Genomic DNA, 18,095 nt, shown 5'->3' on the forward strand with positions numbered 1-18,095 from the left:
CGATCCTCAGCCCAACTGGGCGGCAAGCCTTTTGGCGTTCATGTAGGCGATCGCCTCGATCGAGACCATCGGGTTCACGCCCGACGCGGTGGGGAAGCTGGAGGCGTCGGCGACGACGATGTTCGCCACCTCCCAGGTGGCGCCGTCCGGGTTGGTGGCCGAGGTTTCCGGTGAGCCGCCCATCCGCGCCGAGCCCATGATGTGCAGTGCGCCCAGGGAGCAATGCCCCGGCCCGTACCCCGCGGCCCGGCACGCGACGGCGAAATCGGCGTGTGAACCCCGGCGGCCCGGTTCGTAGGAGACGCCCGCTTGGTGCCCGGAGAAGATGCGCCGCGCGCCCGCTGCTTCCAGAATGCTCGCCGCCCCCTCGAACCCGGTGTGCAAATGGGCGGCGTCGTAGTCCGACAACCGGTAATTCACGATCGGCTCACCATCGCGGTCGACGGCCACCGTGCCCGAATCGCGGTCGCGGGTGATGATGCCGATCGCGTTCGAATGCGCGAAATCGAGCATGGTGGTCCGATGCTTCTCGGCGCCGCGCCAGCTCATGAACCCGGTGGCGAGGCCGGGATGGATCGGACCGGTTTCGTAGATCACGCCGTAACCGTTGCCGTCCAAGTCGCTGTGCTCGCGGCAGATCCGGGTCTGCAAGCCGCCTTCCCACGGCCGGATCTCTTCCTCGAACACCCCGAAGACCGCCGCCGCCGGGTGCAGGCGCAGGTGGCGGCCGATGTTCTGGTTGCGCAATCCGGAGCGCCGCAGCAACGCCGGAGTCTGGATCGCTCCGGCCGCCGCCACCACCGCACGGGCGCGCACCTCGATCGCCACCCCGTCGGAGGTGACCGCCGAAACCCCCTGCGCTCGACCGTTGCGCACCGCGATCCGCCGCACATCGGCGTCCACGACCAGCCGTGCGCCCCGATCGGCCGCATCGGCGAGCCAGGTCTTGGTCACCGACTGTTTGGCGCCGAGCCGGCAGCCGTAGCCACACCGGCCGCACTCCACACCGGCGTCACAGGCATCGGTCACGTTGCGCGGCAACGTGTCCACCTCCCAGCCGAGCGCGCGGGCGCCGCGTTCCAGAACGCCGTCGCGAGCCGACAGCACCGACCGCCGATCGGTGACGCCGAGCCGCCGCTGCACCACGTCGAGCGCGTCGTCGAATTCGGCTTCGGCGAACTGGGCGGCGCCCAGCGCGGCCCACTCCGCCCGGACGTCCTGCGGGGTCGGCAAAGACGTGCTCCAGTTGACGACCGTTCCGCCGCCGAGGCAGGTGCCCGCGACGAGGGTGATCTGGCCTTCGCTCGATCCCGGCGGCCCCGGCGCGTACAGGTGCTGCAACCCGCCGAGTTCGCCGGTGCCGAAATCGCGGTCGTCGTAATAGTTCCCGCGTTCCAGCACCACCACATCGAGGCCCGCTTCGGCCAGCACCGCGGCTGCCACACCGCCTCCGGCGCCGGAACCGACGATCACCACATCACAGTCGAATTCGGTCGGCTCGGTGCAGCGCAGCGGTGTCAACGCGGGCGCGGGCGCCGTGGTCAGCGGGCCGGCCGGAGCCGGGTAACCGATCTCCTTCCACAGCGGATTGACACCCGCCGGGCCCGGAGTGATGTTGTAGGACAGCAGCGACGCTTGCTTGAGCGCCTGGAAGATCACCCGCACCGATTCGAAGCGCGAATCGGCGAGCCGCAGCAACGCCCGTTCCCGCTGCTCCTGCGACAGGCGGGAGAAGCGCCGCGGACCGCTGCCGGTGAGCAGCCCGGTCAGCCGGGAATCCCATAGGTTGAGCAACGTGGCCAGCTGCTTCTTCTCCGCCTCGCGCGGATTCCGCCCCAGTAGCTGGAAGACGGTGTCCACGGCGCCGAGCGCGCTTGCCGACGGCAGCGTCAACCCGTCGCCGGGGTTGAACGTGTCGCAGATGAGGTTCATCGCCGCGCGTTGCTTGGCTGTTGGTTCCATGTCGAACAGTCCCCTTCGTTTACGCCAGTGAGTTCTATCACACGACATGAACAACCACTAACTAAAGGCCCATCTGTCCTGGTGATTCCGGTTCAACCCAGGAGAATCCCTGCACACATAACGGGCACGGTTCGCGCTCACGCCCTGATGACGCTCGCGGCGGCGTATCCGACCGCGAGGAAGGCGTGCACGACCGACACGAGCGCCTTGCCGAGTTCCGCCACCGGATCCGCGCCCGCCCTCGGCCGCGCCAGCGACCACCGGGTGAAGGTTCGCTCCGCGTGCACCGCGAGACGCAGCAACTCGGCGCGATACGACCCCAGCAGCGGCTGGTCACAGGCGCCCAGCGCCGCCGCGGTGAGATGCGCGCAGCGACCTATCGTCACCACGACTTCGAGCACCTCGTCCGGCACCGCGGTGAGCAGATAGGCGTCCGCGAGCGCGGCGGCCGCCCGCGTTCGCTCGACGACGCTTCCGAGCGCACGACCCAGTTCGGACAACTGCGCGCGGTCGGCGCTCGCGGGCCCGGACTCCAGCGCGGTGGTCAAGTTGCCGATGACCACGCCGAGCGCGTGCTCCACTCGGCGCAAGCGCTCCAGAATTCCCGACACATCGACCGGCGAGCATCCGAAGTCCGCCAGCACCGTCGCGGCCTCGACCAGTGTCGCGGCCGCCGCGCGGAAGTAGATCTCGGTAGTCGCGCTCGCCGTCGGCGTGCTCATGCCCACTCCTCGGGTTGTGCCTCGATCGGCAGCCGTGGGGATGTCGACGCCGCCGGACAGCGTCGGCCGGTTGGCGTCGACAACCCAGTGCCGTCCGGGTAGCAATCGCCTCGAACCACCACGGTCGACAGTAATGATTCATAACATATCGCTGCTTTGAACTGGTAGATAGTCTCTTCATATTGAAAACAGTCGTTCACTTAATGCCTGATCCAACTGTTCGTCGACAGATCAGCTACAACCAGGCACAGGACAGGAGAAGCGGGGTTCCGCGGCCCGCGAAGTCCGAGCCCTCCGCGGCCCCGAGGCGACCGTCGGGGCCCGGCGCGCACCGCTCCGGTCCGCGCACGCGCGATGATGGAGCGGAGCCGATGATCGTCGAGAGGACCACGGATGGACCGTATGAGGCGATTGCTGGTCGCTGTGGTGGTCGTGTTCGCAGCCGCCGGATGCGGGAACACCGAGCACGAACCGCCACCCGCTCGCGGCGAGATCGTTTCGGCCACGCCCCTGCTGAGTCTGACGCCCGAGCAGACCGCGGCGCTGTTGACGAACGGCGGAATCTCCACTCCGGTCCGCAACGGCGTCGACGCCTTTCGTCTGGAGTACCGGACGATCACCCCGCACGGCGAGCCGACCACCGCCAGCGGGCTGGTGGCGCTGCCGCGTACCGACTCCCGGCGACTGCGGGTGGTCAGCTATGAGCACGGGACCATGACGCTCAAGAGCGACGCGCCATCGGTCGATACCCGCGATCTTCCCGATCGGCTGCGCACGGTCGCCTTCGCCGCCGCGGGTTACGCGGCGACCGCACCCGACTATCTGGGCCTGGGGACCGGTCCGGGCACGCATCCCTACACCCATGCCCCCTCGGAGGTCAGCGCATCGGCCGACCTGTTGCGGGCGGCCGGCTCCCTCGCGGCCCAGCAGCGGCGAGAACTCGACCCGGAGGTGCTCGTGACCGGGTTCTCCCAGGGCGGCCACGCGGCGATGGCGCTCGGCAAGGCACTGGCCGCCGGGACCCTCCCCGGCTTCGGGGTCGCCGCCCTGGCCCCGATCAGCGGACCCTACGACCTCCAGCACGTCCAGGCGCCCGCCGCGCTCGACGGGCGGGTCCTACCGGGCGCGGCGGTGTTGTTCCTCTCCTACTGGATCACCGCGATGAACCGGATCCACCACCTCTACGACGATCCGGCCGAGGCCTTCCAACAGGCCTACGCCGACAAGGTGGACGACCTGTTCGACGGCTTCCACAGCGAGATCACCATCGTGACCTCGCTGGCCCCCACTCCAGGGCAACTGCTGACCCCCCGGTTCCTCCGATCGGCCGCCGAGCCGACCGGCGCCGCCGCGGCGGCGATCGCCGAGAGCGACGGCACCTGCGACTGGACACCGCGCATACCCGTCCATCTCTACGCTTCCCGCAGCGACCGCGCCGTGCCGTATCCGAATGCCGAGCACTGCCTGCGAGCTCTCGGTGGCAACGCGACACTGCGCGACTTGGGCGATCTGGACCACGCCGGAACGGCCCGGGTTGCCGTCCCCGAGATCCTCGGCTGGTTCCAGCACCAGTTCCCGCCCAGCTGACCAGCGCCGCCGCGCGTGGGTGCGGCGGTCGAGCGGATCACGCCGACTGCGTCTCGGAGGCGAGATGTGCGCCGACCCGGTCCACGACGATCCGGATATCGAGATTCGCGATCCGGCCCTCAGCGTCGAACTCGACCTCCCCCGCGAGCCCCTCGCCGCCGAACTCCAGCACCCGATAGTCGTCGAGGAATTCCGTGTCCAGCCCCCGCCGGGTCAGATAGCTGTACACGGCACGCCGGTGATCCGTCAGCGGCAGCGCGCCGAAACCGTGGGCCAGCACGCGAGCGAGGCCGGAGGGAGTGGGCGCCGGCAACTCGAAGGCGGGGTGGTCGATGAGGAACGCGACGCACGCGCCATCGATGACACCACAGTAGGAGTTCCACCGCCCACAGACGATCTTCGCGGCGTCCGCCATCAACGAGGCCACCTGATAGGGCTCCGGCGCCGCCGCGCCGAGCACCACGGGCAGCTCGGCCGAACACAATTCGGCGACACGGTAGCGGGAGCCGAACTCGCGCACCGTCTCCGCGGCACGCAGCAGCGACCGCGGGTAGCCCCAAGGATTGACCCACCCCCACAGCCACGCGTCGTCGTCCGCCGTGCCGAGCAGGTGGACGTCGGTACACACGAAGGAGCGCTCCTCGCCGAGGAATTCGAGCCGACGTCCTTCCAGGTCGGCCTCCAACACGTGGGCGCCGAGCACCTGCTCGACGTGGAGCCGGTGTTCGAGCGACAGCAAGCCCGCGTCATCGAGAAGTCTCGTCAGTGGCACGGTTTGGGACACCGCGACAGCGTAGTCAACGCGCGGTCACTTCTCCGCTTCCGCTCGGGTTTCCGAACATCCGGAGCGCGGCGACGCCGCCGCCCGCCGCGCAGCCGTGCGGCCCTCGGCCCACTCGGTTCATCCCACCGAACGAAGGCATGCGATCCACGCGAATGTCGCGGGAGCGGTGGGGGTACGGCCTGCCGGTCAGTTCCTTCTCAGGGTGCCGACACCCAGCGATCCGTTCGCAGCGGGCCGCGCTTTCTTCTCTGCTCCCTCCTCTGCCGCGTGGACATAGCTGACCGGATCCTTGTCGACGGGCTGGACGCCGGCGAAGTTGCGCGCCTCGTAAGCGGCGAAAGCGACGGCCAGCTGATGGCGACGCGGCAGCCCGGCAAGGCGGCGGAAGTCGGTGAGGCCCTCGCGTTCTTCCTCGGCCATGTGATCGCTGTTGGCCGCGTTCGCCGCCGCGACGGCCGCGTACCAGGCGTCGGCGCCGACCTGATGACGGGCTACCTCGGCGATCGCGTCCCTGATCTCGTTGTGGTCGTGGATGGCGTCGAGTGTCTCGTTCTCCACCCCGCCCGCGCGCCGGGCCGCGATACCCACTTGCAGCAGGGCGGGGTAGAAGATCTCCTCCTCCGCCTGCGCGTGCAGCTCGAGGAAGGCCGCGAGCCGGTGCCAGATCGCGGAAAGCGCGCCGGTGTCCGCGCGATCGATCTGCTCCAGGATCGCGAACAGCCGCCGTTGTTCCTGGTGGTCGTCCAGAATCAGCTGGGTAATGTCCACGATTCCTCCCTGAGATCGCACTTCAGGTCAGCACTGAACGCCGAGGCGGACCGCCCCTCCGGGGGCAGCTGGCATCTCCTCAGGGATCCTGACGTTAATTCACCGCCGAGCCATTCCGCTGCCGACGCACCGCCGCGTGTCCGCTTCTCTGTGCGGCGGTGGAGCGCGCGGCGGTGACGTCTAGACGAGTAAGTCCGAAGTTCGGTCAGTGGTCGTAGGAGATGCGTGACCGGGTGCGGGGTTTGCCGGTGGTGCGGTTGTGGCAGATGGCGCTATGAATTGCTACGACGTGATCAGTCGCGGCCGGGTATCTGGGCGTCCGTAGGCCAGAATGCGCGGCAGCACTTCGCGCATGCGTGCCACGTCCGCTGCTGGCGCATGCAGCAACGCCTCGACAACGGGATCGGTCAGGCCGAGATCATCCAGCGACTCGGGATCCAAGGTCACCCGAAGCACGTCGCCGGTCAGCTCCACCTCGCGTACGCAGCCATAGGCAGTGCCCTGATCGGGCGTGACAAGGCAATGTGTGTCCATGCCCAGCGACACATCCTGTTCGTCGGGATCGTCGAAGTCGCACATGAACAACAAGGAGAACCCCTCTTCGTCATTCGACTCCGCCACGCCCGCCATCATGCAGTCGTCTACATCTGGATCATCGAGTTCGCACGCAACCAGCGCCGTGAACCTGTACGCCATCCACGTGTTCTAGCATGCTCATCTGATCCGAGTGTTGGTCAGTGGTCGTAGGCAATCAGTGACCGGGTGACCGGTGCGCCGATCGTATGGTTGTGCCAGATCGCGGCGGCCATCGCCAGTATGCGCTGGGCGACGCGGATCGCGACGCCCTCGACGCTGCGGCCGCCGTGGTCTTCAAGGTCGAGTTGCCTTTGAGCGTGTCGTTGACCGACTCGATAAACTGGCGCACCTTCTTCAGCAGCGGCTCACCGTAACGGGCGGTCTCGTCCTTGCGCGAGGGCCGCAGCATGGTGATTCCGTACCACCCCCAGTGCGCCTCGGAGGTGAACCCCAGCAACGACTGCGCCACCGCCAGACACACCGATTCCGAGTCGGTCGACACCGGCGGACGGCCGGTCCACCTCGGTCCGGGCCAACTCATCATCAATCTTCACGTACAGTGCGGTCAGGAGGGCGTTCAGATCGTTCGTCACTCAATGATCTTCGACGCCCTCCGCCCATGTCCGGGCATCACCGGGCCTTCGGACTTACTCGTCTAGTTCGCGGCGCGGCGGTAGGGCGGAACGACCCGTTCCCGGTCGGTGGCGATCCGCCGGCGCCGGGCCGTCATCGCGTCCGCGGGCGAGGCCCCGGTGGACAGTGCGTGAAAGATGGCTGCCGCGTCCTCGATGGCGTCGCGCGCGCCGACTCCTTCGGCCGGTGTGATGGCGTGATCGGCGTCCCCGCAGAGGATGACCGGCAGCTGTGCGGGAGCGGCTGCGGTGAAAGGGACGTTGCGCGCATTGGAGATGTGCACGGTCTCCGTCTCGGCCAACAGGAGATCGACCACGTCACGGATGCCAGGGGCGACCGTTCGGATCAGTTCGGCCCACTCCACTACCGGATGGAATCCGAGGTCCGGAGCGGGAAGAGCTGGGCGGGTGACTCTGGCGAACCAGACGGACAGTCCTTCGTCCCAGTAGTGACCGAACGCGCCCGCTGGGCGGCCATCCGCACCGATGCGGCCGTCGAAGTGCAGCACCGCGCTCTTGGTGCGCAACGCCTGAGCACGCTCGGTGCGGCCGTAGAACACAATCTGTCCGGCGTACTCGGGCGTTCGTCCCGGCTCGATCCGGCGGCGGGCGAGGGAGTCGATGCCATCGGCCGCGATGACGACATCGTCGGCGGGCAGCCGGGTAGCGCCGCTGAACAGCATGCCATGGTCGATATCGGTCACCGCGGTGCCGTAGTGGAATTCCGCCGTTGTGGCAGTGGCGAATTCGGTCAGCACCGACATGAGTTCGGCACGCAGGTACAGCCGATGACCACGGCTCGGCCCGAAACGGGCTTCGCCCGGCTGGTACTCCACCCGCAGGGCGTCCACCGGATGGGCGACCTCGTCCAGCCGATCGGCGGGCACGCCGAGAGTCGTCAGCGCGGCATGGGCACGGTCGTCCAGTACCAGGAACGCCCCGACGCCGACCGAAGGCTGACTTTCGTACACACGGACCGGAATACCTTCGCGGCCAAGCGCTCCCGCCAGCACGGTCCCGGCGATTCCTCCACCGACGATGGTCACCATGTCACTCAGCGTAGAGCGGCATGCGACGGTCGCGCCGCCGATCGCTGCCGACGCCAGGGCGGCAGAAGCACAGCGCCCGGTCTATCCCGGGATGACGTACTGCACCTGGACCGAATCGGGCGAGTGGAAGATCTCCTTCGTGGTGACGGACAATTCGACGTGACCGGGGCCGGAGGGGATGGTGGCCGAGTTGTACCACGAGCCGACCAGCTTGATCGTGGTGTTTCCGCGCGCCCCGGTATCGATGTTGTGCCAGGAGACGTATGCGGTGGTCGCGCAGGTACCGATGCCCTGGAAGGCGCTGGTGAGGTGGAGCCCCTGGGACGAGTCCTGGTCCACGTTCCCGCGAATCGTGCCGTAGCACAGACCCGCTTCCGTCGCGGTGGTGTAGAGGACCGGCAGGTTGACCGCCTCGGCCGAGGCAGTACCGGCGAAGACGAACGCCGGAGCACAGGCCACGACGGCGGCAGCGGCGGTCGCGGCGAATTTGGTGACTGAGCGCATGAACTTTCCCCTCTGAGTCTGCACACTGATCGGCATGCCCGGTGGCCGGGCCCCTGGAAGCTCGAGAACACCGGACTGCACGTCTTATCCGTCATCAGCCCATGGGCGTTACGCCGAGGCCATGTCCACGACCGCCGTGATCCGCTGTTTCGCCTGATCGACGTAGTGTTGGATTCCGCAGGAGACGAGTAGGGATCAGGTGGCTTCAGACATCGTTGTGCAGGACATCAACCATGCCGAGATTCACCGCTTCGGTGACGATGCGGACGAAACGCTGTTCAAGCTGTGCACTGCGCAGCCCGAAACCAGCTTGGTACGGGGCATCTCCCGTTACGGCGACACCATGTTCAATCGGTACCAGCTCGGCTTGATCCTGGATCAGATCGAGGGGATCGAGGTACGGACCGATGCCGAGCGGCAGGCCATCGACCTGCTGAGGCGAGCATCGTCCATCGCGCTCCGCGCCAACGGATATCTCCTGTTCGTCGGCGACTGACGGGCGGACCGCTCGAATATGGGCGAGCAGAAGAAGAAAGGCACGGGAACCCCGATCTCAGGACCTTCGCTGCCGCCGCCCGCGTGCCTACTGTCGTCTTCGGTGAACACCGGCGATCGAGCAGGCGCAACTCAAGGCCGGTCGAACTGCCCGTCTCGCGCGCCCGACACAAACGTGTCCCACTCCGAGGGCGTGAACACCAGCACCCCGCTGTGAGGGTTCTTCGAGTCGCGAACCCCCACGCGGCCGCCGTCCAGATGCGCGATTTCGACGCAGTCACTACCGGCGGAACTACGAGTGCTCTTGAACCAGCGCGCTCCGGATAGATCCACGGACACAGTCGAACTCCTTCGCTGCCTGCCGCAGCAGGCGTTTGCTACTCGGCACGTCCAACGCTACCCGCTTCATCACCTCGATTGCAGTTCGATAGCGGCGAACGGTGCTGGGTCGCTCCAGGTAGATGTCACCGGTATAGCTCTGGACGTAGACCACCGGCGGCTCCAGCACCCGCCCGTCGTCGTCTGCCGCGAAGTCCAGAATCGTGAACGGTCCGGTGGATGTTCCCAGCGGGTACCCGGCCCCGAACGGAAGCACCTGCACGCGAACGTTCGGCGGCAGGTCCGCGAGGTGACGCAACTGCACTGACATGACGCGAGGGCCGCCGACCACCCGCCTGGTCGCCGCTTCGTCCAGCAACAGCACCGCATTCAGCGGCGCGATATCGCGGGTGATGAGCCCCTGCCGGTTGCGCCGAACCCTGACTCTCCGCTCGATCGCCTCGGCGGTATCCATGGGGAAGTACACCCGGTCCAGCGCCCGCGCGTATTCGGGAATCTGAAAGATTCCGGGCAGCAGATCGGGACGGTAACTCGTGAGATGCGAGGCCGCCGCCTCCATCTGGATGTACGCGTTGAACGTCGGATTCACCTGATCGGGAAACTCGTCCAGCCATGACGGCGTCCTGCCCTGCGCCGCGAGCGATTTCAACACCGGCAGCATGTCCACCCGCTGATACAGCTTGCACAGTCGCCGCAGGTCTTCATCGCGCACGATCACGTTCGGCGCACCGGTCTCCAAACGGTGCAGCGTCCCCGCCCCGCGCCCGATGGCCCGCGCCGCCACTTCGATGGACAGTCCCGCTTCCTGCCGCATCCCGCGCAGGCAGCGGCCGAGGCTGCGGTGTGGAACGCCCCCGGTCCCGCGAATGTCGGCCTCGAGCTGCCGAATACCGGCGCGCGCATCGCTCTCCCCCATACTGTTTGCTCCCTTCTGTGGAATATCCGCACCCGCTGACTGGAATATTTCGAAAGATATTGTGGAAGGCGGCATTCCGGCCTTCTGGACGCCATTGTGCAGGATCGCTGGAAGGTGTCCAGGGCTTTTGCCACTTCGCATCGCGAATTTCCGCGGGAATATCCACACGGCCCGCGTCGGGTGCTCCACTGACCGCGTGATCGGCGCGGCGAGACTCCCCGTTCGCCGCCATTCGACCAGCGGAGGACACATGACCAACCGACTGCCGCAACGCGTTCCGTTCCCCCGGCCGCGCGCCCCCTACAAGGGCGTGTCGCTGCCCGTGCTCGAGCGCTACGCGGCCGCGCTGCGGCAGTGGTCCGCCGCACCCGAACGTCCCGGAGGCGGGGTGTCGACCCCTCCCCCGCCTCCGGTGACCCTCACCGAAGCCCTGTCATGGACCGAGTGACGGTCAGAGCGCGGAGGCCGTGACCGTACGCCGGTACTACGTCGAGGTGCACTGCTGCGGCCCACGCTGGCTCATCCACGTGCCGGATGCGTACTGCTGGACGATGACCGGCGACAAGTCGGCAATACGCTCCACCGCCCGCGAGATGATCGCGGCGACGACCGGCCACAGCGACCACTCGTTCGAGTTGGATCTCGCCGCAGGCCGGGCGCTGCGCGACCCCGAGGAGTTCGCGGCGTGCCGCCGGGAGCTGACCCGGTGGCATCCGCCCGGAGAACAGGGGAAACACCCACACCTCGAGTGACTTCGATCCGAGGAAAGAAGTCGCGGTGATCTGAGAACGCATCCGAGAACTCGGGTCGCGGGTACGGACAGTCGCCTGCTCAGTGCATGGTCGGCGACGGTGTAACCAGGGCTTCGCGGTGGTCGGATCGGGTTCCGGTGGCGGCGGATAGGATGAAACCTCAGTCATATCGGGAGTTCCCGACTGTTCTCGCAAGAGATGCGTGGAGGGGGGACATGCGGCCCATGGCTGAGTCGAACCCGAGCGGAGGAGCATGGTGGGGTTGATGGTTCGTATTGCGTCCAGTCTGCTGGCCGCCGTCGCCGGTGTCGCAGTGCTGGGCGGTTGCGGTTCGGGCAGCCCGGTGGATTCGGCGGTGGAGCCGAGCGATGCGACGCCCTCGACGACAACCTCGACGACAACCAAACCAGCAAGCTGCCCCGCCCTGTCTGCCGACCCCCTGGTTACCGAGGAATTGAAGACCGCCCTGGCAGCGACGCACCTACCGGTGGGAGCGTGTCTCAATTCTGTGAACGTGGTGGGCGATCCCCGCCGACTGGACGAAATGAGATTCCTCATCACCCTCGATGTACCCACGGCGGCAACACCGGATGACCTACGCCCGATCGCCACCGACATCGCACATGTCTGGAAAGAAAGCGAACTCGGACAGAAGACGGCCGAGCTGGATATCACCAATTGGGGATATGCCGGAGCGAAATACATGGAGTACCTCGCGGACAATCAATTCCGGACCCATCCGTGGAACGGAACGCCGACTCGCGAAGCCGAGCTGGCGATATGGACCGTCACAGCCAAGGGATGAACGTCCGGCGTGGCAGCCGGTATCGGCGGCGAATTTTCGGGTCTCAAGGCAGCCGGTCGAGGAACCTGCGCACCCGAGCGACCTCGCCGCTCCCGGTTGTCGGCAGGCGCAGCAGTCCGAAGTTGTAGCGCCGGCAGATCTCGTCCTTCACCGCGTCGCGGGCGAGCTGCGTCGGGTTCGCTTCATGGGTGCTGAAGCCGTCCACTTCGATGGCGCCGACGCTCTCGTTGGTGATCCGGTTGTAGATGACGAAATCGAACGACGATCGGCGCCGGACGAACTCACGCTGCCGAGCATCGAGCCGGTCCAGACCACGTGGGAACACGTTCTGCAGGTAGACCTGCCGGTGTGCTGCGAGGTGACCGTAGCGGGGCTCGGCGAGCACCCCCTCCAGCATGGTGAGGGCGATGTCCTCCGAAGGCCATCGGGTGCGCCCCCACCCGATATGCGGGTGCGCGCGCCGCCGCCGCGTGTAGTCGGTGTACAGCAGGTCGAAGATCGACACCACATCGCTGTCGACGACCGCGTTGTCCGGGTCCCGGTACCGGATGTAGCCGATCAGATCGCGCAGGTGTCGGCTCTCCGGCAACCCGGAATGATGGGTGACCAGGACGAACAAGCGCATCGCCCGGGATACGGCCACATTGATCAATTGAGGATCGTCGGCGAACCGCAAAGCTGCCCGGCTGCTGGGGGTGTCGTCCAACACCGTGGTCATGACGACCGCGTCCTTCTCTCGACCTTGGAAGCGATGCACTGTGTCGGACTCGATGGCCTCGATCAGAGCATCGGTCGCCTTGTTCGCCTGACGGCGATACGGAGTGGTGACCCCGACCTCGTGCGGTGGAATATCGGCGGATATCCAGGGCAGCACCTCGTGCAGGATTACATCGATCTCGCGTTGGTTGCTCCGTCCCTTCGACTTCGGGTCGTCGTCGCCGTAGGCGCGGCGCATGTGGTTGCCGGGGGCCGTACGCACCACCGTCATCGGGGCCACACCGGGCGTGCTGCGCGTATACGGAATCAGCAGACCGTCGTAGAACTTCCGATTGCAGAACTCGATGATGTCCGGATCACACCGATAGTGTTCACGCAGCATCGTCCGGGGCAACTGATCGCTGTACCGTTCGATGACCGAGGACAGAACGCTGCGCCGGTAGTCGAAGACCGGATCGGGTGCCGGCGGAGGGTCGGTGAGGTCTTTCGTGACCGGCGGTAGCTGTGCCAGGTCGCCGACCACGATGAGGTTCCGCGCACATGCCAGTGCCGGGCTCACGGTCACCAGGTCCACTTGTGATGCTTCATCGATGATCAGATAGTCCAGGAGGGTGGAGCGCCCGATGCTGTTGTGGAGCGAATGGCAAGTACTCAGGATCAGCGGGTAGTCGTGGGTGAACTGCCCGAACTGCTGTCGATACTGTGGGGTGTAGACCGTGCGGGGTATCGAGCCGTATCGGGAGCGCAGCGCGTCATGGAGCAACTGCTGGGACAGCCGCGCCTGGTCCGCCAAGAGTGCTTCGAAGTCCTTGCGCTCCAGTGTTCTGGTCAGCTGTTCGGCCCGCCGCTCGAGTTCGGCGATCTTCTTCTCGTAATACAAGCGTTGAATCCGCAGCACGACGTCGATGTCCCCGGCGTCGACGTGGCGCAGCGCCCGGTACCTGAAGTAGCGATTCATCAACTCCACCATCCGCCCCAAGCCACGGTCGCGGATCCAGCGCGGATCGGTGTCGGCGATGAAATCGAGCAGTTTGTCCGCGCTGTAGCGGCGCAGCAGTGGCAGGTCGCCGGCGTCCGGTATCTCGTGGCGGTCGAAAAACGACTGGAAATGCTGTTGTTCCAGCCGGTATGCGTGCAGTTGATGGCGTAGCCGGGCGCGCAGACGGTCCTGTTCCAGTAGCGCGGCCAGTCGCCGGTTCACCTTGGCGAGTTCATCTGCAGCGTCCGCGGCGGGTGCGGTACCGACGCGCAGCATCGCATCGACTGCCACGTTGCGTGCCGCCTGGCGGTCGAAGAACTCCTGCCGCTTTTCGACGCGTCCCAGATTGGCCGCCACCATCCCGAAGCCTTCTTTGGTCAGCTTCTCGAAAACGTTGTCGACAGCGGAGTTGCTGAAAGACACCACCCCCACGGTCGCACCAGGTCGGCAGATGACGGAGGCGATGATGTTGAGGATCGTCTGCGTCTTCCCGGTGCCAGGTGGACCATCGATCACCGAGACGGGATACCGCAATGCGTTGCGCACCGCCGTACTTTGACTGATGTTCGTGCGGAACGGGTACACCGCCAGCGGCACCTCGCTGTCCGGGCGGGGCTCTACCGGCGCCTGCTCGAGAATCCGGGTCAACGCGCTTTCTGGATGAATGAAGCTCAGGTTCTGGTGGTTTCGGAGCAGTAGGCCGGAATCGTCGGTCAGCCGCTCAGCCACCGTCCGCCAGTAGGTCAGCACATCCTTGGAGCGGGGGGCAGTGGCGGCGTTCGGCAGTACCTGCACCCGATCCATGCTGTAGACATTCCATCCGCCCGTACCGCGGACGTGCCACCACGATCCCGCCTCCGGCGGTCCGGTGAAAACGTGCGCCTCGATCGCGTCCATCGGGACTCCGTCGACGAACAATTGCGCATACGGGCCCAGCGATACCGGCGCAGGCCGGTCGAGAATCGTCACTCGCTCCCGCCCGAATGGATAGCTCCTGGACCTGCCGAACCGCACCCATACCCGGTCCGATCGCGGATCGAACTCGGTGATCTCCAGAGTCTTGTCCTCTGGGACCCAGTCCTCCTTGCGACGGATGACGACCGCGACAACTCGCGGATCGAGCATCGAACCCCCCTTGTGCCGGCACCACAGTGCGCGGTGCTCGATTTCCACGCCGCTGCGGCCACCGCTGCTTGCTTGACGTCCCCGCAGCGCACAGACTACACGTTTCGATTGAAACATACTGTCGCTGAGCAGCATTCGGTATGACAGACGCGGATAGACGTGTGGGTACCGACCGGTCGAGGCTCGACAGCACACGGCGTCCCGCACTGGGACGTCCAAGAGAAGGAAGGTGGTTATACGAACGTGTATCCAGCCGGAAAGTCGCGATGAACGGCACAGGCACCGTGGTCATCGAAGCCACCGGCGTCACGCACTACTCGCCGCACGACGAGGCGGTGTTCTTCGGGTGGCTCGACGCGATCCCCTGCATCGAGTCGTACCGAGGACAATCGCGCACGTTGTATCTCACCGTCGATCTCGACGCCGTCGATGAAGGCGGGTTGTACGAGATCGTCGCGCTCTACCGGAGATACCACATCGACCTGAAGGAACTACGAGTCCTCAGCGCGGACCGGGTCGGCCCCTGGTTCAGCCACCCCGATCGCTGGTGGCACGAAGAAGTCCTCGGGTAGCAGCCCCATCCGGTCTTCAGACACAGGCCACGCACACGGGTAGTTGTGGATCAATTTTCGCCACGACAACCCGCTCGTGGTCGTATGTGAGCTTCAGACCGAATTGCCGGCAAACCGGACGCGGTCGGCATCACCGGCAACGCGTGCCTTACAAAGCGTTCAGTGGTGGCGACGGTGGAAAGACGACCGGCAGGGCCGCCAGTGCCCGGTGGAACGGTCCCGGCCGCCAGACGAGTTCTTCGGCCGGTATCGCCAGTTCCAGTTCCGGGAGTGCGTCGAGCAGCAGGTCGATCGCGGCCTCGACGACCACGTACGCGGGTGAGCGGGCCGGGCAGGCGTGCGGGCCGATGCTCCAGGCCAGGTGGGATCGGTTGCCGGTGAAGTCGCCGCTTCGGATGGCCGGGTCGTTGTTGCACGCGGCCAGGCTGATCAGCACCGGCTGATTGGCCGGCAGCCATGTGTCCTCCACGAGGACCGCTTGACGCGGATAGGTGGTGCAGAAGTTCGCCAGGGGCGGATCGTTGAACAGCACTTCGTCCAAGGCGTCTCGGGTGGCCAGGCTGCCGCCGAGCATGCTGCCGCCGAATCGTTCATCGGTCATCATCAGCAGCAGGGTGTTGACGATGAGGTTCTGTTGCGGTTCCACCCCGGCGCCGTAGATGGTGCTCAGGTTGTAGAGCGCTTCCTCGTCGTCGAGATTCGACGGATGGTGCACCAGCCTTGAAGAGACATCGTCGCCCGGGTGGGCTCGTTTCTGGATGATGAGTTCCAGCAGCGCCTCGGCGAGATGCTTCATCCCCCATTCGGCGTCGATCCCTTCGAACAGCGCCGCCACCCCGGCCGCCACCCGCTGACCCAACTCCGGTGTGCAGCCGACCATTCGGTTGAGCACCTGGAAAACCAGCGGGAACGCGTACTGGGTGACAAGATCGGCCTTCCCCGACTCGCAGAACGAGTTGATGAGCGGGACGGCGATACGTTCCACATCCTGGCGCAACTCGTACAGGTCTATCCCGTCGAGGGCGTACACGTGAGCGCGCCGAAAGCGTTGGTGCAGTTCACCGCTGCTGCGCAGCACCGTCGGGTTCCACTCCATCATCGGCCGCACCGGTGAGTCGGCCGGGATACTGTTCTGCCAGTTGCGTGGATCGGCCGGAAACCGTTCGGGGTCGTTGAGGATGCGCAGAGCGGCGGCGTAGCCGATCACCAGGGTGGCCGGTACGCCCGGCGACAGTTCGATGGGGACCAGCGCACCGTGGCGATCCCGCATCTCGGCATAGGCACGGTGCGGGTCGTTGGCGAATTCCTCCCCGTAGATGGCGTAGCGCGGTCCCACCCCTCCGGTGGGCTCACCCTGGATCATCGGGCACCCGCGGACGAACGCTGTCGCGGCGGCACCGGGATGTAGTGCACGGTCAAAGACGAGACTCCAATCGATGGAACAGATCCTCGCCGAGCGTTCTCACTCCTGCGGGCAGGTACGCCGATCCCGCTCGGAGAGCAGTGCTGTTCACGAACCAACTCCGCCGATGCCCACACCGCGCGGCGATGACGCGTCGAGTCATCAGCAACGATGCAGATATCAGCGCTGTGCACGGTACCGCTCTCAGGAAAGATGCACAGGCAATTTCCAGTAAACCGTTGAAAATCAAAGCAGTTTCAGGACAGGCCCAGGTCCCTGGCGACGATCATCTTCATGACCTCGCTGGTTCCCGCGTAGATGCGGGCCACGCGCGCATCGGTGTACAAGCGCGCGATCGGGTACTCCATCATGTACCCGTATCCGCCGAACAGTTGCAGGCAACGGTCAACGACGCGCGCCTGCACCTCCGTGCAGAAGAGTTTCACGCGGGCGGCGTCCGCGCCGGACAGCGTGCCCTCCACCAGTTCGAGCACCGCGCGATCGATCATGGTCTGCGCGGCTTCGACTTCCGCCGACAGGGCGGCGAGTTCGAACTTGGTGTTCTGGAACGAGGCGACCGGCGTGCCGAAGGCCTTGCGCTGCTTGGTGTATTCGACGGTCGCGTTGATCGCGGCACCCGCCTGGGCGACCGAGCCGACCGCGACGGTGAGCCGCTCCTGCGGCAGATTGTGGCCGAGGTAGCCGAACGCCGCGCCCTCGGCGCCGAGCCGATTGGCCACGGGCACCCGGACGTCGTGGAACGCCAGCTCCATCGTGTCCTGCACCTTGCAGCCCATCTTCTCCAACATGCGGCCGCGGGTGAAGCCGGGCATCCCGTCCTCCACCACCAGCAGAGTCAGCCCGGCGCGCCGGTCGTCCGGGTCGGTGGCGGTGCGCGCCACCACGATCACCAGGTCCGCGAGCAGGCCGCCGGTGATGAAGGTCTTGGCGCCGTTGAGCACATAGTCCTCGCCGTAGCGCACCGCGCTGGTCCGCATGCCCGCCAGATCTGAACCGGCGCCGGGCTCGGTCATGGCGATCGCGGTGAGCAGTTGCCCCGACGCGAGTCCGGGAAACCACCGATCCCGTTGCGCGGCATCGGCGTACTCCAGGAAGTACGGCAGGATGACGTCGAGCTGGGTGCGCACGGTGCCGAGCGTGACCAGGGCTCGCGCCGCCTCCTCTTGCAGGATCACGTTGTACCGGTAGTCACGGATCCCGGCTCCGCCGTGGTCCTCGGGCAACGCGAAGCCGAGCAGCCCGAGTCGGCCCATCTCGGCGAAGATCTCGCGGGGCATCCTGCCGTTCTTCTCCCACTCGGCATAGTTCGGCGCGATCCGCTTGTCGACGAATTCCCGGACCAGCTCCCGGAACGCCTCGTGGTCGGTGGTGAACAGCTCTCGTCGCAC

Annotated in this window: 19 protein-coding genes and 1 pseudogene; 7 read left to right on the top strand and 13 right to left on the bottom strand. The window is 66.2% G+C overall.

The window, feature by feature from the left end; genetic code table 11:
* Positions 1-6 precede the first annotated feature (6 nt).
* Both ACWDMM_RS05050 and ACWDMM_RS05055 read right to left on the bottom strand, forming a co-directional pair.
* A complete protein-coding gene (locus ACWDMM_RS05050; RefSeq protein WP_195079225.1) occupies positions 7-1,962 on the bottom strand; it encodes an FAD-dependent oxidoreductase in 1,956 nt (651 codons plus the stop codon).
* Between the two features lie 137 nt (positions 1,963-2,099).
* Positions 2,100-2,684, bottom strand: a complete 585-nt coding sequence (locus tag ACWDMM_RS05055) for a hypothetical protein (RefSeq protein WP_357103056.1) — start codon at positions 2,682-2,684, stop codon at positions 2,100-2,102.
* 402 nt (positions 2,685-3,086) lie between these two features.
* On the opposite strand from ACWDMM_RS05055, the gene ACWDMM_RS05060 reads away from it, so the two are divergent.
* A complete protein-coding gene (locus ACWDMM_RS05060; protein ID WP_449936066.1) occupies positions 3,087-4,271 on the top strand; it encodes a hypothetical protein in 1,185 nt (394 codons plus the stop codon).
* Positions 4,272-4,308: 37 nt separating this feature from the next.
* Here ACWDMM_RS05060 and ACWDMM_RS05065 read toward each other — a convergent pair whose 3' ends face one another.
* The 6 genes and pseudogenes from ACWDMM_RS05065 to ACWDMM_RS05090 all read right to left on the bottom strand — a co-directional run bounded on the left by ACWDMM_RS05065 (position 4,309) and on the right by ACWDMM_RS05090 (position 8,584).
* The gene (locus ACWDMM_RS05065; protein WP_195079222.1) at positions 4,309-5,055 is read right to left on the bottom strand and encodes a DUF6882 domain-containing protein; all 747 of its coding nucleotides are present in this window, start codon (positions 5,053-5,055) and stop codon (positions 4,309-4,311) included.
* A 186-nt stretch (positions 5,056-5,241) separates the two neighbouring features.
* Complete coding sequence (locus ACWDMM_RS05070) at positions 5,242-5,823, bottom strand: hemerythrin domain-containing protein (protein ID WP_195079451.1); 582 nt, start codon at positions 5,821-5,823, stop codon at positions 5,242-5,244.
* A gap of 282 nt (positions 5,824-6,105) precedes the next feature.
* The gene (locus ACWDMM_RS05075; RefSeq protein WP_357205653.1) at positions 6,106-6,519 is read right to left on the bottom strand and encodes an Imm10 family immunity protein; all 414 of its coding nucleotides are present in this window, start codon (positions 6,517-6,519) and stop codon (positions 6,106-6,108) included.
* Positions 6,520-6,557: 38 nt separating this feature from the next.
* Positions 6,558-6,817, bottom strand: a pseudogene (locus ACWDMM_RS05080) (IS982 family transposase); the annotation flags it as partial.
* 237 nt (positions 6,818-7,054) lie between these two features.
* The gene (locus tag ACWDMM_RS05085) at positions 7,055-8,080 is read right to left on the bottom strand and encodes an FAD-dependent monooxygenase (RefSeq protein WP_449936069.1); all 1,026 of its coding nucleotides are present in this window, start codon (positions 8,078-8,080) and stop codon (positions 7,055-7,057) included.
* Between the two features lie 81 nt (positions 8,081-8,161).
* Positions 8,162-8,584: a hypothetical protein gene (locus ACWDMM_RS05090; RefSeq protein WP_195079220.1), complete on the bottom strand. Its 423-nt coding sequence runs from the start codon at positions 8,582-8,584 to the stop codon at positions 8,162-8,164.
* A gap of 217 nt (positions 8,585-8,801) precedes the next feature.
* Between ACWDMM_RS05090 and ACWDMM_RS05095 the strand changes: the two genes are divergently transcribed.
* Entirely contained in the window at positions 8,802-9,080 is a 279-nt protein-coding gene (locus tag ACWDMM_RS05095; protein WP_357296692.1) for a hypothetical protein, read from the top strand.
* Positions 9,081-9,211: 131 nt separating this feature from the next.
* Here the strand turns inward: ACWDMM_RS05095 and ACWDMM_RS05100 are convergent, their stop codons facing one another.
* Both ACWDMM_RS05100 and ACWDMM_RS05105 read right to left on the bottom strand, forming a co-directional pair.
* Complete coding sequence (locus ACWDMM_RS05100; RefSeq protein ID WP_195079218.1) at positions 9,212-9,418, bottom strand: DUF397 domain-containing protein; 207 nt, start codon at positions 9,416-9,418, stop codon at positions 9,212-9,214.
* Positions 9,372-10,523, bottom strand: coding sequence for a helix-turn-helix domain-containing protein (locus tag ACWDMM_RS05105; RefSeq protein WP_449936073.1), 1,152 nt, complete (start codon positions 10,521-10,523; stop codon positions 9,372-9,374). The genes ACWDMM_RS05100 and ACWDMM_RS05105 overlap by 47 nt, the downstream gene beginning before the upstream one ends.
* Before the next feature lie 61 nt (positions 10,524-10,584).
* Between ACWDMM_RS05105 and ACWDMM_RS05110 the strand changes: the two genes are divergently transcribed.
* The 3 genes from ACWDMM_RS05110 to ACWDMM_RS05120 all read left to right on the top strand — a co-directional run bounded on the left by ACWDMM_RS05110 (position 10,585) and on the right by ACWDMM_RS05120 (position 11,891).
* Positions 10,585-10,782 (top strand): hypothetical protein, encoded by a 198-nt coding sequence (locus ACWDMM_RS05110; protein ID WP_449936076.1) that lies wholly within the window; start codon positions 10,585-10,587, stop codon positions 10,780-10,782.
* 19 nt (positions 10,783-10,801) lie between these two features.
* Complete coding sequence (locus ACWDMM_RS05115) at positions 10,802-11,086, top strand: hypothetical protein (RefSeq protein WP_357103081.1); 285 nt, start codon at positions 10,802-10,804, stop codon at positions 11,084-11,086.
* 253 nt (positions 11,087-11,339) lie between these two features.
* Positions 11,340-11,891 (top strand): hypothetical protein, encoded by a 552-nt coding sequence (locus tag ACWDMM_RS05120; protein WP_195079215.1) that lies wholly within the window; start codon positions 11,340-11,342, stop codon positions 11,889-11,891.
* Between the two features lie 43 nt (positions 11,892-11,934).
* Here ACWDMM_RS05120 and ACWDMM_RS05125 read toward each other — a convergent pair whose 3' ends face one another.
* Positions 11,935-14,712, bottom strand: a complete 2,778-nt coding sequence (locus ACWDMM_RS05125; RefSeq protein WP_195079214.1) for an AAA domain-containing protein — start codon at positions 14,710-14,712, stop codon at positions 11,935-11,937.
* A gap of 159 nt (positions 14,713-14,871) precedes the next feature.
* Here ACWDMM_RS05125 and ACWDMM_RS05130 point away from each other — a divergent pair, with 159 nt between their 5' ends.
* Positions 14,872-14,982 carry a polymorphic toxin type 37 domain-containing protein gene (locus tag ACWDMM_RS05130; protein WP_323124072.1) on the top strand — a complete coding sequence of 37 codons (111 nt, stop codon included), beginning with the start codon at positions 14,872-14,874 and terminating at the stop codon, positions 14,980-14,982.
* A complete protein-coding gene (locus tag ACWDMM_RS05135) occupies positions 14,979-15,284 on the top strand; it encodes a hypothetical protein (protein ID WP_195079213.1) in 306 nt (101 codons plus the stop codon). Before ACWDMM_RS05130 ends, ACWDMM_RS05135 begins: the two co-directional genes overlap by 4 nt.
* A gap of 148 nt (positions 15,285-15,432) precedes the next feature.
* On the opposite strand, the gene ACWDMM_RS05140 is transcribed toward ACWDMM_RS05135, so the two are convergent.
* Positions 15,433-16,647 (bottom strand): cytochrome P450, encoded by a 1,215-nt coding sequence (locus ACWDMM_RS05140; protein ID WP_195079212.1) that lies wholly within the window; start codon positions 16,645-16,647, stop codon positions 15,433-15,435.
* A 296-nt stretch (positions 16,648-16,943) separates the two neighbouring features.
* The gene (locus ACWDMM_RS05145) at positions 16,944-18,095 is read right to left on the bottom strand and encodes an acyl-CoA dehydrogenase family protein (RefSeq protein ID WP_449936081.1); all 1,152 of its coding nucleotides are present in this window, start codon (positions 18,093-18,095) and stop codon (positions 16,944-16,946) included.

This window comes from Nocardia sp. NPDC003726 (assembly GCF_053586955.1).